Origin of the sequence: Vibrio pectenicida, from assembly GCA_024347015.1 — a bacterium.
Taxonomy (GTDB): Bacteria; Pseudomonadota; Gammaproteobacteria; order Enterobacterales; family Vibrionaceae; genus Vibrio; species Vibrio pectenicida.
Genome location: AP024889.1, coordinates 1,182,300 through 1,198,831, shown reverse-complemented (window position 1 = coordinate 1,198,831; position 16,532 = coordinate 1,182,300). Strand labels below are relative to the sequence as shown.

General features: G+C 41.4%; 12 protein-coding genes and 1 pseudogene. 8 read left to right on the top strand and 5 right to left on the bottom strand.

The genetic code is table 11. The features are described from left to right. Positions 1-237 precede the first annotated feature (237 nt). From OCV27_RS05730 to OCV27_RS05705, 6 genes are all read left to right on the top strand, one after another. Entirely contained in the window at positions 238-1,104 is an 867-nt protein-coding gene (locus OCV27_RS05730; protein ID WP_125321097.1) for a DUF72 domain-containing protein, read from the top strand. Positions 1,105-1,294: 190 nt separating this feature from the next. Further along, positions 1,295-2,032 carry a carboxy-S-adenosyl-L-methionine synthase CmoA gene (cmoA, locus tag OCV27_RS05725; RefSeq protein WP_125321095.1) on the top strand — a complete coding sequence of 246 codons (738 nt, stop codon included), beginning with the start codon at positions 1,295-1,297 and terminating at the stop codon, positions 2,030-2,032. A gap of 62 nt (positions 2,033-2,094) precedes the next feature. Further along, positions 2,095-3,069, top strand: coding sequence for a tRNA 5-methoxyuridine(34)/uridine 5-oxyacetic acid(34) synthase CmoB (cmoB, locus tag OCV27_RS05720; protein ID WP_125321093.1), 975 nt, complete (start codon positions 2,095-2,097; stop codon positions 3,067-3,069). 213 nt (positions 3,070-3,282) lie between these two features. Next, complete coding sequence (locus tag OCV27_RS05715) at positions 3,283-4,026, top strand: ATP-dependent zinc protease family protein (protein ID WP_125321091.1); 744 nt, start codon at positions 3,283-3,285, stop codon at positions 4,024-4,026. Positions 4,027-4,037: 11 nt separating this feature from the next. Further along, the gene (locus OCV27_RS05710) at positions 4,038-5,543 is read left to right on the top strand and encodes an inactive transglutaminase family protein (protein ID WP_125321089.1); all 1,506 of its coding nucleotides are present in this window, start codon (positions 4,038-4,040) and stop codon (positions 5,541-5,543) included. A gap of 3 nt (positions 5,544-5,546) precedes the next feature. Then, positions 5,547-6,527: an alpha-L-glutamate ligase-like protein gene (locus OCV27_RS05705; protein WP_125321088.1), complete on the top strand. Its 981-nt coding sequence runs from the start codon at positions 5,547-5,549 to the stop codon at positions 6,525-6,527. Positions 6,528-6,599: 72 nt separating this feature from the next. Here the strand turns inward: OCV27_RS05705 and mukB are convergent, their stop codons facing one another. From mukB to cmoM, 4 genes are read right to left on the bottom strand one after another with little or no spacing between them, the layout of a single operon-like run. Then, complete coding sequence (gene mukB, locus OCV27_RS05700) at positions 6,600-11,054, bottom strand: chromosome partition protein MukB (protein WP_125321087.1); 4,455 nt, start codon at positions 11,052-11,054, stop codon at positions 6,600-6,602. Further along, a complete protein-coding gene (gene mukE, locus OCV27_RS05695) occupies positions 11,051-11,776 on the bottom strand; it encodes a chromosome partition protein MukE (RefSeq protein ID WP_185759777.1) in 726 nt (241 codons plus the stop codon). Before mukE ends, mukB begins: the two co-directional genes overlap by 4 nt. After that, entirely contained in the window at positions 11,757-13,094 is a 1,338-nt protein-coding gene (gene mukF / locus OCV27_RS05690; protein WP_125321084.1) for a chromosome partition protein MukF, read from the bottom strand. The genes mukE and mukF overlap by 20 nt, the downstream gene beginning before the upstream one ends. After that, positions 13,087-13,881, bottom strand: a complete 795-nt coding sequence (gene cmoM / locus OCV27_RS05685; RefSeq protein WP_125321117.1) for a tRNA uridine 5-oxyacetic acid(34) methyltransferase CmoM — start codon at positions 13,879-13,881, stop codon at positions 13,087-13,089. The genes mukF and cmoM overlap by 8 nt, the downstream gene beginning before the upstream one ends. 114 nt (positions 13,882-13,995) lie before the next feature. Between cmoM and elyC the strand changes: the two genes are divergently transcribed. Next, positions 13,996-14,814 (top strand): envelope biogenesis factor ElyC, encoded by an 819-nt coding sequence (gene elyC / locus OCV27_RS05680; RefSeq protein ID WP_125321083.1) that lies wholly within the window; start codon positions 13,996-13,998, stop codon positions 14,812-14,814. 42 nt (positions 14,815-14,856) lie between these two features. Here elyC and torR read toward each other — a convergent pair whose 3' ends face one another. Then, on the bottom strand, positions 14,857-15,570 hold the full coding sequence (gene torR / locus OCV27_RS05675; RefSeq protein ID WP_125321081.1) for a two-component system response regulator TorR: 714 nt from the start codon (positions 15,568-15,570) through the stop codon (positions 14,857-14,859). A 261-nt stretch (positions 15,571-15,831) separates the two neighbouring features. Between torR and torD the strand changes: the two are divergent. After that, positions 15,832-16,479: pseudogene (gene torD / locus OCV27_RS05670) on the top strand (molecular chaperone TorD). Positions 16,480-16,532 lie beyond the last annotated feature (53 nt).

Here is a 16,532-nt window from a genome sequence, read left to right as displayed (position 1 = left end):
ATGTTAATTACTACCCATCGGTGATAAATTTACCGATAGGGCAAAGGTCCATTTATACGCTGAAAGTGTTTCAAGATCGACCACTCAACGCACAACTTATTGTGATTTATCATCTACTGCTGCTTTTTAAACCAACAAAGGCCTAAAACAGCAGCAATACGAAAATTGGCGCTGATTATAGCCTTAATCAGGGTGATTCGGCAAAACTCTCATCCACTAGTACTAAAAATGGTAAATATGAAAGCTCTCCCAATCAGACTCGGACTCACTATGTGGTCTCACAACAATTGGCAGCAAACTTTTTACGGTAGCGGTACAAAGCCCAATGAAAGATTAGAAAAATATGCCAGTGTTTTTCACACCGTTGAGGGCAACACAACCTTCTATGCAACTCCAAGTGCCGTTACAGTAAAGAATTGGCGTAATTCAACACATGACGAGTTTCGCTTTACGTTTAAACTACCCAAAAGTATTACGCATCAGCAAATGTTGCGTGGTTGCCAAACTGAGTTAAATAGCTTTATGTCTATCATGGCTCCTTTACACGAGCGTATCGGTCAATGGACAATTCAGTTGCCAGCAACTTTCGGTCCTGAACACTTAGAACAGCTTAAACGGTTTTGCGCTCTTTTCCCTACCGATTTTCCAATCGGAATAGAAGTCCGCCATCCTGCTTTTTTCTCCAAAGGTGACCCAGAACGTGAGCTCAATGCTTGGCTTATGGAACAAGAGTACAATCGAATCATAATGGATAGTCGACCTATCTTTTCAGCCAAACCTGATAATGACGCCATTGTTGATGCCCAGCAAAAAAAGCCTAAATTACCAGTTCATGCCATCGCAACCGCTAATAATCCAATGATCCGATTCATCGGTCAGCCACAAAAAGAGCAAAACTATGACTTTTTCACTCCTTGGTTAATCAAGATAACTGAGTGGGTTAAGCAGGGTAAACAGCCTTATTTAATGATTCACACTGCAGATAACATCATGGCCCCAGAACTGGCATTAAACCTCTATCAACAATTGAAGTCGCAACTACCTTTACCTGATCTAAATATCTTCCCAATGGCAAAAGGAAATACACAGATACACATGTTTTAAATCGATTTTTATCACCCAATATAATTGAGTTAATAAGCAAATTCTTTTGCCATTAAGCGGGTTGAATACTCGAGCCAATTTGGCCCATGTGTTCAATACATGACAGATGCGTAAAATTCACATAAAATATGCTGTTTTTCAAATCTGCAGGACTACAAGGCGTAAATGCCTTGTGTTGAGAGAACCCGTTATGAACCCTAAGAGTAACCCTGATACCATTTTTTCGGCACCCATCGATAAAATTGGGGACTTTACCTTCGATGAACGTGTCGCAGAAGTCTTCCCTGATATGATTCAGCGCTCTGTGCCCGGTTATAGCAATATTATCTCAGCAATCGGGATGCTGGCTGAACGGTTTGTACAACCTCACTCCAAAATCTATGATTTAGGCTGCTCTCTAGGTGCCGCCACACTCTCTATGCGTCGGCATATCAATCAAGAAGGATGTCAAATTATTGCTGTGGATAATTCCTCCGCTATGGTGGAACGTTGCAAACTCCATATCAATGCCTATCGCAGTGATACTCCTGTCGATATTGTCGAAGCCGATATTCGTGATATTGATATTGATAATGCTTCTGTTGTGGTTCTTAATTTCACACTTCAATTTCTTTCATCACAAGATCGCTATACACTTTTGGAAAAGATATATAAGGGCTTGCGCCCTGGCGGAATATTGATAATTTCAGAGAAATTTATCTTTGAAGATACAATAGCTAACGAACTGCTTGTAGACTTACATCATGACTTCAAGCGTGCAAACGGTTACAGCGAACTCGAAATTAGCCAAAAACGCAACGCGATTGAAAATGTGATGTGTCCAGATTCAAAGAAAACACACAAAGAACGTTTTGCTCAAATTGGTTTTAGCAGTTTCGATGTTTGGTTTCAGTGCTTCAACTTTGGTTCTATGTTTGCAATAAAGTAACCAAAGCCCGTTGTACATTCTTTCTCCAAAACTAACACTCAACTCCAAAATCAGTGAAAACTATGTTTAATTTCGCCAATTTTTATAAGCTCATTGCAACCGATACTCGCCTTCAACCTTGGCTTAATGTTTTACCTCAGCAGCTAACCGATTGGCAAAATGCAGAACACGGAGACTTTGGCCGCTGGCTTAAAGCACTCAATAAAATTTCGCCCGGATCTCCTGATAACATTGACCTAAAAAATTCAGTATCCTTATTCAACGATAATCCAATAGCTCTTGGTGAACTCAAAAAATTAGAAAACCTCTTACGTACTTTTCATCCATGGCGTAAAGGCCCGTATCACTTACATGGCATCCATATTGATACAGAATGGCGAAGTGACTGGAAATGGGACCGTGTTCTACCCCATATATCACCCCTAAAAAATCGTAGTGTGCTCGATGTGGGCTGTGGTAACGGCTATCATATGTGGCGAATGCTAGGCGAAGGGGCTCGTCTATGTGTCGGCATCGATCCATCTCATTTATTTCTTATCCAATTTGAAGCAGTGCGTAAACTCATGGGGGATCATCAAGGAGCACACCTTTTACCACTTGGAATTGAGCAACTGCCTAAGTTAGAGGCATTCGATACTGTATTCAGTATGGGGGTCCTGTACCATCGCTGCTCACCACTCGATCACCTAATCCAGTTGAGAGATCAGTTAGTTCCTGGCGGTGAATTAGTGCTTGAGACTCTTGTAATTGAAGGAGACGAAACCTCAGTACTTGTGCCGACCGAACGCTATGCTCAAATGCGTAATGTATACTTCTTCCCTTCCGCGAAAGCACTTAAAGTTTGGCTAGAACAAGTTGGCTTTGAGGATGTGATTATCGCCGAGGAGAACACCACAACAACAGACGAGCAACGAACCACTAAATGGATGACACACAATTCATTGCTAGATTATCTAGACCCAACAGACTCAACCAAGACAATAGAAGGTCACCCTGCCCCTCGTCGTGCTACTCTTGTTGCAAAAAAACCGTACTAAGACAATTTTTGACAGACTCCTAACCTTTCTAGTCTGTCATGCCCTTAATCTGAACACCAAAAAGATTTATAATTCTCTTATGAGTACTCGGCATTTTATATAAGAAATAGCACAACTGGTCACACTGCAACCATGCCTGTTCGCACATTCTGGTGAAGGGCAGCTGTACTAGCTTCTTTCAGCACATATTTTAATCTATTATTGGGATTTTCAATGTTTACCAAACTGGCTCCGGTGATTGTAATAACCCTAGTTTCCGGCTGTACCCTCACTAACAGCACGCAATATCATAAAGAAACACTCGCTGCTATCCAGACTTCGGAAACAAACTCGGCACAAAGGTTCGACCGAATAGAAACGCAGTTGACTGATAAAGATGTTCAGATTGCCAGTCTAAATACCAAAATCGACTCACTAAGTTCTGAGTTACGCAGATTAAGACAACAGGCAACCCGTCAAATAAGCAAACCACGCCAAGAAGCCATAAGATCTATCCCCATTAAAACCTCACCCTCCCCTTCAAAGGCGTTAACACTCGGTGAAATTGAAAAAGTTACCATAGACTCCGTAGAACAGAAATTCGATGCTCGCATAGATACTGGTGCAGAAACCTCATCACTTAACGCTGTTGATATTGAAGAGTTTGAACGTAATGGGAAAAACTGGATACGCTTTCATCTATCCGATGGCACTGCTTCACTGGATGAAAGTAATTGGATTGAGGCTCCAATTCTTCGTTTTGTAAAAATACGTCAATCAACAAATTGCCAACTAGAACGACGTCCTGTAGTAGAATTGTGGGTTAGGTTGGGCAAGATTCACGAAAAGACACAGTTTACTTTGGCAGATCGCTCCCAAATGATCCATCCTGTGTTACTAGGTCGGGATTTCATCCGTGACATTGCAGTGGTGGATGTAAGTAAAAAATACATTCAAACGGAAATTGAACAAAAATAATAAGGTAGGTTATGACCTCTAAAGTCCCCTTTTACATATCTGTCGCTCTACTCATAGTTGCAGGTCTTGCTCTAAGCATGTTCCGTCACCAGACATACGGTGTGCCATGGACTCCTGGTGAAACTCGGCAGGTATGGGATATAGAAGCCCGTATTGAGTTTAACGCTCAAGCTAAACCAGCCAAGGCTTCTTTTGCAGTTCCTCACACACAAAATGGCTTTACACTAATTAATGAATCATCTTCATCATCAGGTTATGGTGTATCGTATATTAATTCAGAATCAGGCCGCAGAGCAGAATGGTCCATTCGACAGGCTGATGGCGCACAGACTATATACTATAAGGCTCAATTTCTTGTTGATCCCCAAGCAAAAGTAAAACCACAACAGCCAACCAAGAAAATTATGGCTCCAACTTTTGATGGCCCAACAGAAGCGGCAGCTGTATCAATAATTGAACGAGCCAACAAAAGCTCAGCGGATGATGTTACTTTCACTCGAGAACTTATCAAAATACTTAACGACTCTGATAGCCAAAATGCAGGCCTTCTGCTGAATAAAATGTCCAAGGTAGCGGCTGTTGACAAAGTACTCGCCTATTCAAAAATCCCTAGTAAAGTCGTTGGCGTTATCGAATTAGAAGATGGTAGACGCCGTCAAACTATCGAGCTAATGAACCAGGTTTGGGATGGAAATGAATGGATACTGTTTAACCCTAAAAACGCTACTCAATCCATAGATAAAAACATCCTAATTTGGGATGAATCAAACGTATCACTCCTTGACATCGTCGGCGGCCAAAACAGTCAAGTTCATTTTTCCATGATTGCTCAAGATGTCTCACCTAAACAAGCGACCATAGATAAAGTCCAAGCAGATGGCTTACTCAATTTTTCCATTCATAGTCTACCTCTTGAAGAACAGGCTATGTTTAAGACCATTATGCTTATTCCAATTGGTGCACTAATTGTCGTCTTCTTAAGAGTGATCATCGGCCTTAAGACTTCCGGTACTTTTATGCCTATCTTGATCGCAGTCGCTTTCGTACAAACCCAATTACTAACAGGAATAGTAGGTTTTCTGCTGATCGTAGGCACTGGATTAATTATCAGAAGTTACTTGTCTAGGCTCAACTTACTGCTCGTCGCTAGGATATCTGCTGTCATTATTAGTGTAATTATGATTATTTCCTTGTTCACGGTTGTTGCATTTAAGATCGGTTTAACAGAAGGTCTTTCTATTACCTTCTTCCCTATGATCATTTTGTCATGGACGATTGAGCGTATGTCAATTTTGTGGGAAGAAGAAGGAGCTAAGGAAGTCGTTCTTCAAGGTGGAGGCTCACTAGCAACAGCTACTCTCGTTTATCTTGTAATGACAAACTCCTATATTCAACATCTGACGTTTAATTTTATTGGTCTTCAACTGATAGTGTTAGCTTGCATTTTATTACTTGGTACTTATACAGGTTATCGTCTAACCGAGTTAAGACGCTTCAAGCCATTAGCGGAGGACTGAGTAATGTTTTCACGTTTAACTTCGCAGTTTACATCGCCAAATAAGCTACGTCATAACGGTATTATGGGCATGAATCAGCGTAACCATAGTTACATTGGTCGCTACAACGATCGTTCTAAATATCCTTTAGTGGACGATAAACTTAAAACTAAGATCATCGCTCAGCAACATGGTGCCACAACACCTGAGCTAATCGGTGTCATTAGCCATCAAGCAGAAGTTAAGAACATCCATAACATGGTCAAAGGTTGGCCAGGTTTTGTTATCAAGCCAGCTCAAGGGAGTGGCGGTAAAGGTATTTTGGTTGTCACCTCACACCAAAATGGTGTTTACACAAAACCTTCGGGTGCAACGTCCAGTAAGGAAGATGTAGAAAGACACATCAGTAATGCATTAGCGGGCCTATTTTCACTAGGTGGTAAAAATGATGTTGCTGTTGTCGAAAACTTAATTAAATTCGATGACTGTTTCAGTGGTTTTAGCTATGAAGGTGTGCCAGATGTTCGGATTATCGTCTTTAAAGGCTACCCTGTCATGGCTATGATGCGTTGCTCTACAGCTGCTTCTGATGGCAAAGCTAACCTTCATCAAGGTGCCGTTGGCGTGGGTATTGATATTGCGACAGGTCAAGCGATTAGAGCAGTTCAGTTTGATCAACCTATCACTCACCATCCTGATACCAACAAAGAGCTGTCGACCTTACAAGTACCACATTGGGAACGCTTATTGACTTTAGCATCCAGTGCATGGGAGATGACTGGGCTTGGTTACATGGGGACAGATATGGTGCTTGATAAAGAGGAAGGGCCGATGGTACTCGAACTAAATGCTAGACCAGGGCTTGCAATTCAAATAGCAAATGGAGCGGGATTATTACCACGCTTACATCACATTGAAAGTCTGGGTACTCCAAGAGTCTATCCAGATGCCCAAGAACGAGTGGCTTATGCTGCCAAGCAATTTGGTTCCTCAACACAGTTCTAAATTCCCTAGCAATAAGTCAATTACCAAAAAGCTGCTCACAAGAGCAGCTTTTTTATTGGGAAATAATCAAAGTTACTCGCTAAGTTCCTCTGCTTCCTTACCTACGTCTTCTGGCTGGCCAAAACCACGCAAACCAACGACATGTACATGTTCGTGATCCTTAAACACCTTACGGACCAGTTTATATGTCGTCCCTTTCTCGGGGCTAATATTCTCTGGCGCAGCAATCAGTAATTGCATATCTAATCGGTCACATAACTCAAACAAGGTTGAAATTGACTTAGCATCCAGACGTGCTGCTTCGTCCAAGAATAGAAGGCGACATGGGACAATATCTTTATTTCGTAAGCGTCTTGATTCCTCTTCCCAACTCTGAACAACCATTAACAATATAGATTGACCTGTACCTATCGCTTCACCTGTAGACAAGGCGCCCGATTCAGCCTGTAGCCAACCATCAGAACCGCGGCAAACCTCAACACTCAGTTCTAGGTAGTTACGATAGTCCAGTAGTTCCTCACCCAATATTTGTGGGCTTCGCTGGCCCATATCGATATGTGGATTAACTCGCTGGAACAGTTTCGCCATAGCCTCAGAAAACGTATGACGTGTCGTTTCAAATAGGTCTTTGTGCTGATCTTGTTGTGATGCTAAACCCTTGAGTAAAACCTCATGACTTTCACGGATCTTTACATTCAGGCGAACACCTTTGACTTGACCGAAAGCGATATTTGATAAGCCTTGGTTAAGCATCCGAATTCGGTTTTGTTCACGCTGAATAGTTTTCTTAATTATACTAGCTACCGATTCCGAGCTGATAGCCAGACGATTTTCTCGCTGAGTCAGTTCTTCAGTTAATCGAGCTAGCTCGACTTCCATTTCTTCAATCGCTTCAACAGGATCATCGGTACGAATGATATCTTGACGAATGCGCTCTCGCAGATGTTGGTATACCGATATGTAGAAGAGGACTTTTCGCTCGGGACGTGCGTTATCTTCAGACAAACGAAGCGCATCCCGCAGATCATCATTATCCGAAACTGCGAGACGTAAAGCACCGAGTGATTTATCTGACATCGAACGTAATTCATCCGCTGACAAATAGGCCAGTTCACGTTTATGCAATCGACGTTCAACATCATTTTCCCGTGCTAAACGTAATACTGAGCACCAACCCGACTTAGCCGCAACAACAAAGATACGAAACTCAATATAGTCCTTCTGGACCTTCTTGAGGCGCTTCGCCAAGCCTTTCATTTCCAGTTCAGTCGACGTAATAGTGCGTTCATATTCACTCTTTCGACCGCGAGATGTGTACAGGCGATCTTGCAGTTCTTGTCGACGACGTATAGCGCGATCCTGAGCCCCCTCATCAGCGTTAACACCAAACTCTTGTAGTTCTTGCTTAAACTCCTGAACTGTTTCCTGTTTAGCTTGATGAGAACTTTTTAGCGAAGCCAAGACTTGATTGAACTGGTTCATCTGGCTCTGTGATTGCTTTAATTCATTACGAGAACGCGAGCGTAACCTCTCTGCCTCAACAAGCTTAGCTTTAAGTTGATCATTTAATTCGCTGCTTCTATCAAGTAATTCAATCGAATCTGAATACGCAAAATAGTGCCTGCGTTCAACAAGATCGGATAAGGCAAATATGCGCTTTTTCAATTCTTGTAGTTGAGAATCCGCAGCAAGGTAATCAGCTTCAAGAGCATCAAATTGTTCAGGGTCAACCTCAAGAGCAGATACAATTTTTTCCAAGTCAGCAATTGGCTTTGCTTGACTGCTTAAGAAAGTTTTTGCCTCTGATAATTGAGATATTTTGTTCTCTAATTCTTCAAAACGCGAGGTTAGAAACTCATCTTCAATTAACATCATGGCTGGTGCTAGCTTATCAAGTAACGTCAATGCTTGTTTACTAGATACTAACTGCGATCTGTATTGCTGCTCTTTAGAATTTAAGTCTGCTAAATCACGCATGATTTGGTTACGTTTATCACGAGCTAGCATCAAAGTTTGTTCTGGGTCCGCTTCAAAGGCAACCTGAATATGCTTTGCCACAAAACTATTGAACGCTTGGTAGAGACGCTGAAGTTTTTGCGAATCAAACGCAGCTTTTGCATGTTGTTCAACCACTTCTTCACGTTCATCACGCAGTGATTCTAGACGCTGTTCACGAGCCGCTCGACCAAATAAAGGGATCTCTGGAAAGCGCGAATAACGCATCTGGCGAGCATTCATGCGGACACAAACAGCTCCTTGTAACTCTTCCACATCAAAAGAACTATCATCAAAGGCATCAATATCACCCTCAATAATATAAAGATCTTCGGGACAGTCATCCAACTCAACAAGTTTCTCTTCAATACCTGAGAGATCAGACACAACAATTGCATGACGAGATGGACCATACATAGCACTAAAATATGGGGCATCATTAATAGTGATATCGTCATAAATTTCAGATAGCAGCACTCCTCCTAATGTGTCAGCTAAACCTTTAAGACGAGGATCATTTGAACCGCCGGGTGATACTAGTCGCTCTATTTCATTTTCTAGTTGAGCACGTCGCTCAGCTAACTTTTCTTTTGCTAGTGACTGCTGCTTTTCCTGTTCAAGAACAACTTGCATATGAGACATGACCGCTTGGCTATCATACAACTCTACAGCACTTTGCTCTGTCAAAGTTTCTAATGCGTCATGTGCAGCAATCCATGATGGAGCAATACCCTCAAGTTTTTTAATCTCGGCCGAAATATCCTGCTCAGATCGGCGTTGCTCACTGCGTAACTCACGCACCGTATCGCGTTCAACTTCAAGTGATTCAACTTGCGTCTGGTGTCGTTCTCTTTCCTGTTCGAGTGCGAGTTCATCAGCTAAATGAACATGGTGTTCCTTATGGTAACTAGCAACCCATTCTTGTGCTTGTTTCTGTTGGCTTAGGCGGCGTTCTAAATCTCGATGCTGCGCATGCCATTGCTGCTCATTGTTGACAACTTGTTCAGAATTTCGAGCTTGAATAATCAATTTTTTCGCAAATTCAGAAGCATTCCTGCGCTCTACGTTAAATCCAGTAATATTTCTAACGAGTTGCAGTGCTAATTCAAATTGTTCTGCCGCGGCAGAAGAGATGTCTAACTTATGCTTAACAGCCAACAAAGACGCAGTACTGTCTGACTCTTGAGCTTTTAGCTGCAGCACCAAGACATGAGCACTTTCAGCCGTTAGGCTATCATCACCAAGTAACGTTTTAGCTTTATCTAACGCTTGAACTGCTTGCTGATATTGGAGTGCCCTTGTTTGCTGAACATCTAACGCTTGCTGATAGTCAGCTAGCTGACTTTGTAGGCTATCAACTTCTTCTTCTGCAACCAATGCTTGCTCTTCTAGAATCAGGACATGATCCTGCAGTTCTTCCACAACCATTACCTGTTCTTCAAGACGTTCATTTAGCTCTGCCAGATCTTCTTGATAGCGCTCAATTTTTTCTTGCTGGCGAAGAGCATTTTGTACAAGCTGAAGATGATCGGAAGCAGCTTGGTGGTCTTGCTCTAAGGCAGACTCTGTTTCCACCAGCAGTTCAAGCTCTTGCTGAACTCTATTCAGTACGTTATTTTGCTCAACTAAGGTTTGACGAGAACTAAAAAGTTCTGCTCGTAACGATAAGGTTTGCTCTAATTTGCTTCGACGATCATTTGCATGACGCATATAATCTGCCGCTACATAATTTGTCGATTCTGTAATCAGATGCTTGAATAAATCACGATCAGCTTGAGTCGTCTTGATCGCCTCAAGCGTCATTCGATTCTCACGCAGTGCAGACTCCATGTCTTGGAATGCTTTTTTAACACCACCATTTTGAGGTAATAAATAGTCACGCAGTGAACGTGTAATAGCGCTGGAAATACCGCCATATAATGATGCTTCAATCAAACGGTAAAACTTCGAACGGTCTCCAGAGTTACGTAATTTCTTTGGAATAACGCCAAACTCAAACATTTGTGCATGGTAGTCAACGATCGAGTTGAATACTTTGAGCTGAACACCTTCATACTCTGCCACACATTGCTTTATCTCATTAATTTGACGAACACGAGCCTGAGTATCAGACACGCTTTCAATCAAGATATCGGTTGGTTTGACACTAGCAGGCAACCCTTGGATAACAAAGGGTTTTATATCTACTTTTTTATCTCTACCAGCTACCTGCTGCAACTTAACTACAAACAACAAACGCTGGTTACGTGAGTTAACAACATCTAATGCAGCATAACATGCCCCTGGTTGTAACTTCCCGTAGAGACCTTTATCACGCGAGGACTGGCTACTGCCTGCTTCGGTAGTATTTCGAAAGTGAAGTAAAGTTTGGTCTGGAATCAAAGCTGTAATAAAAGCTGCCATTGTGGTTGATTTACCAGCACCATTACCACCGGATAAAGTAGTAACCAAGCCATCAATATCAAAAGTTCGGGCAAAAAAACCGTTCCAATTGATCATGGTTAATGATTGATATTTACCTCTTTCAATCATGCATCACCTTCTTCTAAATTTTCTGATTGAAACAAATCTTGATCTTGCTCGTCTACTAATAGGCTGACTTGACTCGGTTCTTTAGCATGAACCACAGCCTCACCATCACGAATAAGACGCAGTTGGGCTTCACGAATATCATCCCCAACTCGAACATCCGCTCCGAAGCGAAAGACAGATTCACTGATACTGAATTTACCCGTTTCACCGATGTTAATGATCATACCAAGGCGCCTTAAACGACGAAGAGAGGTCCGTACTTTTTCAAACAACTTCTCTTTATCTAAATCGGAGCCCGTAGCTCGGTTAGTGACCAACTTCATGAGCTTTTTTTCATCAGATAAAGCCAGTAACTCTTCGTAAAGCTCTTGATTGGTAAAAACTCCCTCATGCGCTAAACGCTCAGGACTCAAATATAAGAAACACAATACCTTACCGACTAGCATATCAAGTTCAGATAACACACTTCGATTAATTAGAGACGTAGAACGAGGGCGAAGATAGAAAAAACCTTCAGGCGCTTTAACCAATTCTGTGTTGTAACGTTGATAAAACGAAGACAGCTCAACTTCAAAATCTGACAATAAAGCATGATTGTCGAGATCCTCAATTGAAATATGTCTTCCTGATCGAAGCATACTATCTAGCATTGGAAATAATGGATTTGAAATCGCTTTAGCCAGTTTCTCTGGCATATAGTCATTAGTATCTGTCGATAACATTTGCTTGTACCTTTGCTCCATATTGATTGATAGCATGCCAATCGGGTTGAATCGCCTGATAATCCGATTCTGAATACCCAAGGCGTACAGCTTGGTCAATAACAATTCGAGCTAAATCAAAATGATGGGTTCGTGGGTGCTGAGCTAAGTAGTCACGTAACACAACGCCAAGATGAATTGGAGTCCCCTGCTCTTTGTGTATTTTAAGCATATTTCTAATACGTTCAGACAGGTCATCGTTTACTTTCTGATACTCCTCATACTCAACCTCCAGAGGTACCTGCCCAGTTACTTCGTCATCACGAAGGACCAGTGCTTCATCCCTTAGGTCAATGAGCCTTTCTGTATCGGCATAAATGAGGTACCAAGGTGAATCATAATAATCTTTAATTGACTGGCGTAGACGTGTGCTAAATGCTCGATTCTTATCCATATCGATAGCAGTCCGGATAAATTTATGCACATGCCTGTCGTAACCAATCCATAAGTCAATTGCCTGCTGGCCCCAGCTTGTAATTCGGTCTAATTTCATCTGTAAACTGAACAAAGCTTCTTCAATAAACTCCAACGACTCTTGGCCATAAACAATTTGCTGAATGTCTAGGATCTGTGTTTGTAACTGGTCACTAGCTGCTTGGAGAGTATCTTGCAGCTCGCGCAAAGTACTGGAAGTTTCAGAAAGCAGGGCTTCACAGTTATTAATCGCTTCCCGCCAATCTTTATTAAGTAGCTCAGCGATTTGTATTTTTACAGACTGCTGCTGCTCATCCATCACTCGCTGGTTAAGATCAATTTGATCAAATATTTCACCGACAGAGTATTTCAATACTCCAAAGACATTTTTCTTCCAGTGGGCTGGTGTCCCTCCTTGCTGCGCAGATTCAATGACTTTCGACATTTCGTCTGCCACCATGGATAACTGGATTGAAAGACGTAGTTTAGAAAATTCTCGATGACGGATATAATAATCAGTAATACCGATAGCAAGCGGTGATAGTCTGTAAATACTGGCACCATCGTTAATTTCACTGGTAAAACGGCTAATTAATCTCTGCTTTACCATATCATTAATGGCATTATTGGCTCGAAAGGTTATTGCTTCACTAGTCGTATCAAAGAGTCGAGTCACAATAGCAAATGCATCGTGCAATTCACCTTCACCCAGCTCTTCATCAAACCTTTCATTACTCAGCACCGCCATTGCTATCAAGAAAGATAAGCGCTCAGTAGTCAAGTTTAATGAGAAGTCGTGCTGTTTTACCCATCCAACCAGTTCATCAATTGGCTGCTCAGCAGCATTGGCAAGTATCTCACCCATTGTTGTTCCTGTTCTTTTTTGCCCATACATGTATGTAGCGACCTAATGAGAGGTAAGGCTCCTGACGGCACAGCTCTCTTTCAAGTGCCACTACATGCTCTGTTTGATAGTCCCCAATATATTCCCTATTTCCAATATAATCATTGAAACAGCGAATACCGGCTTTGCCACAAATCTCAAAACCAGACTCCTCAATCCACTGATAAACCTCTTCTGGTTTGAGTCCTTTTTGCGGCTGTAACTTAAATCTCTTACGGTGAGGCATTCCGGCTAATATATGTGGAATATTGCCACACACGACGTTCTTATAAACTAACCCATAGTGGTTATAGAACATGATTGAGGCTGCTCCACCGGGTTTAATTTCATCCAATAAGGCTTGCAATACAGCTTTTGGATCTACCAGCCATTCCATCACTGCGTGGAGCATCAAAACATCAACTGGTTCACTAAGATGCTCTGCTATATTTTGAGCGGGTGAATGAACCAAGCGATACTGCTTAAGCAATCCATTTTTTTCAATATCCTGACGTGCTAGTTGCAACATTTCCGAAGATAGATCACATAAAGTAATTCGATGTCCGAGTTTAGCTAGCTTTTGGGAAATTTGTGCTAGCCCGCCACCAGCATCAAGCACATGGAGACTTTTCCTGCTACCATTAACAGCAGAAAGTAATTGTTCAAGTTCTTCCCAAACAATCACTTGGCGTATGCCACCTTTGTCAGAGTCGTAGATGTTTTTTGCGAATTTGTGGGCGATATCGTCGAAATTGCGATCTTCAGTCACAGTAAGTTGAGTTATCATGTCGAGTCATACTGCTATTCTGTCACATAGAAAGCAGATATAAAGAAAGATTCTCTTAAATTAAAACCAATTGGTGTTTTTTCGGACTATTTAAGTATGTTTGAGCTGAAAAAAATAGTGTCATCACTTTTAATGCCCTTGCCAGCTATGCTGATCATTGGTGTTGTAGGTTTGATGTTTATTATGTTCACAAGAAAACAAAAAACAGGCTGTTTTGTTGTTTTATTCTCCTTCATAGGCATTTTTCTTATTGCTTTTCAGCCTGTCACCTCGCGCCTTCTCCTCCCTCTTGAACGTCAATATTCCGCCTTCTTCCCTGTAGATGAAACCATAGATTACGTTATGGTTTTAGGCAGCGGTCATGTTGTCGATGATAAAATCCCACCAACATCTGAGCTTAGCCGTACTGGCTTAATGAGACTGTCTGAGGGAATAAGAATCATGAGAATGTATCCAGGCTCTAAGTTAATCTTATCTGGATACGCCGGAGGTTCAGATGTGAGTAATGCTCGCATGATGGCAAAAGTGGCGCTAGCTTTGGGAGTCACCAAATCAGATATTATCTTACTAGAAACTGCCAGAGATACTTGGGAAGAAGCTCGCCAGGCCGCAGCATTTGTTAAATTGAAAAAACTAGTCGTCGTGACCTCTGCTAGCCACATGAAACGAGCCCTCAACGAGTTCTATTCGGCAGGGCTTAAACCTTACCCTGCACCAACAAATTATCTAGCGCAACTTAATGTAGACCAAGTTTGGGCCAAATATTCTCCTAAAGCAGTTTACCTTGAACAGACTGAGCGGTATTGGCATGAAACGCTTGGATTGATTTGGCAATCTCTACGTAATTGGGCTTCTAATAACGATCATAAAGCAGGTATCGCGTCAGACAATAATGTGTCAGATGGTGACGTTTGATACTATTTCGTATACCGAGGTAAGCTCGGTATACAATTTAAATCAATCTCCTGCAAACATATAACCTTCGCCATGTACGGTGACAAATAACTGTGGATTCTTCGGATCACATTCCATCTTAGCTCTCATACGCCGAATAAGGACATCTATGGTTCTATCGTTTGGCTCTTCAACTCTATGGCTAATCATAGCTAAGATTCTCTCACGACTTAGTACCTGATTTGGATAAGTACATAAGGCCACTAACAGCTCATACTCGGCTTTTGTTAGTTTGACTGGCTCACCATTTTTACTTAATGAACGCCGCGCTATATCAAATGTCCATTGGGAAAAACGCACTAAACTACCATTTTTTTGTTGCCGTACGCTGTCACCATGGATACAACGCGCTGCCCCTATTCGCCATAATAAGTTTTTTACTCGAACCAACAACTCTCTTAATTCGAAAGGTTTAGTGACATAGTCATCGGCCCCCATCTCAAGACCAATAATCTTATCAATATTATGTATTCGTCCAGTCACTAGAATAATACCTATATCCGATTGACTGCGAAGCTCACGCGTTAATAGCAGCCCATCTTCACCTGGTAAGTTGATGTCCAATAACACTAAATCAATGATGTTTGTTTTTAATAACTCACGCATTTGTCGACCATTTTCAGCCTCACACACTTGATAACCTTCATGCTGAAAATAACCGACCAGCTTACTGCGAGTTACTGCATCGTCTTCGACTACTAATACGTGATAGCTCATTTACACCACTAACATACATTGGACTGACTTGTTCGACATTCTATTCATAATAATTAACAACTCTAGTATTTATCGATTTTTCAAATGAAAACAAGATTTTTATTGATTAAAAACAAACTAAATCTACTTATGCAGTGTAGTTTTTAACTATCATATTTTTCTATACACTAAATGACTAGCCATGACTTGTTAAGCAGAGTTACTGTTTAAAAGCCTGAGATAGACATTTGAACTATTTAAATTGCTGGAGAAAATTACCTGATGCAAGAAATTAAGACTTTCAATGAACAACGTGCCGAAGTCTATTGGTGGTTATCTAGCCTATTAGCTCAAGAACTATCTCAAGAAAAGCTTGAACAATATCATTCTACACAAATCCGTTCTTTTCTGGCTGGACTGGGTGAAACTCCTCATCTATAACCAAGGATACAAAGATTTGTCGATGCACTTAATCGCCTATTAGATAGAAACGATGCACAACTTGAACTTGCAGCAGACTTTTGTAATCTATTCCTTAAATCCGATAAAGACTCGGCTCTACAATACGCCTCAATATATATTGGCCAGTCAGGCTTACTCAATGACAAACCAGCCAAAGATATGGAAAATCTAATGGTTAAACACGGTATAAACGTAAGCAAGAACATTAATGAGCCTGCTGACCATATTGCAATAGAGTTAGACTTTCTCGGTCACCTCATTATTTGCTCCAATCAGCTTGGAAAACAACAGGATATGGAAGCATCACTATTAGAACAAGGACAATTTATTCAGCAGCATCTTCTCACTTGGGTACCATTATTTAACAATAAATGTCAGATTCTTGATACATTTGGTTTTTATGCGTCTATATCAGCATTATTATTAGCCTTCATTGAACTAGACCACTCATACCTTATTGGTGACTAATTAAGTCTAAATCTGTGATAGCGAACTTACTGTACATCGGGTTTTTGTTTGCT

Coding starts and splice junctions, on each gene's coding strand:
- cmoA (WP_125321095.1), top strand. CDS start 1,295: ATGAACCCTAAGAGTAACCCTGATACCATTTTTTCGGCACCCATCGAT.
- OCV27_RS05710 (WP_125321089.1), top strand. CDS start 4,038: ATGACCTCTAAAGTCCCCTTTTACATATCTGTCGCTCTACTCATAGTT.
- torR (WP_125321081.1), bottom strand. CDS start 15,570: ATGAGCTATCACGTATTAGTAGTCGAAGACGATGCAGTAACTCGCAGT.
- OCV27_RS05730 (WP_125321097.1), top strand. CDS start 238: ATGAAAGCTCTCCCAATCAGACTCGGACTCACTATGTGGTCTCACAAC.
- elyC (WP_125321083.1), top strand. CDS start 13,996: ATGTTTGAGCTGAAAAAAATAGTGTCATCACTTTTAATGCCCTTGCCA.
- mukB (WP_125321087.1), bottom strand. CDS start 11,054: ATGATTGAAAGAGGTAAATATCAATCATTAACCATGATCAATTGGAAC.
- mukE (WP_185759777.1), bottom strand. CDS start 11,776: ATGTTATCGACAGATACTAATGACTATATGCCAGAGAAACTGGCTAAA.
- OCV27_RS05715 (WP_125321091.1), top strand. CDS start 3,283: ATGTTTACCAAACTGGCTCCGGTGATTGTAATAACCCTAGTTTCCGGC.
- cmoB (WP_125321093.1), top strand. CDS start 2,095: ATGTTTAATTTCGCCAATTTTTATAAGCTCATTGCAACCGATACTCGC.
- OCV27_RS05705 (WP_125321088.1), top strand. CDS start 5,547: ATGTTTTCACGTTTAACTTCGCAGTTTACATCGCCAAATAAGCTACGT.
- mukF (WP_125321084.1), bottom strand. CDS start 13,094: ATGGGTGAGATACTTGCCAATGCTGCTGAGCAGCCAATTGATGAACTG.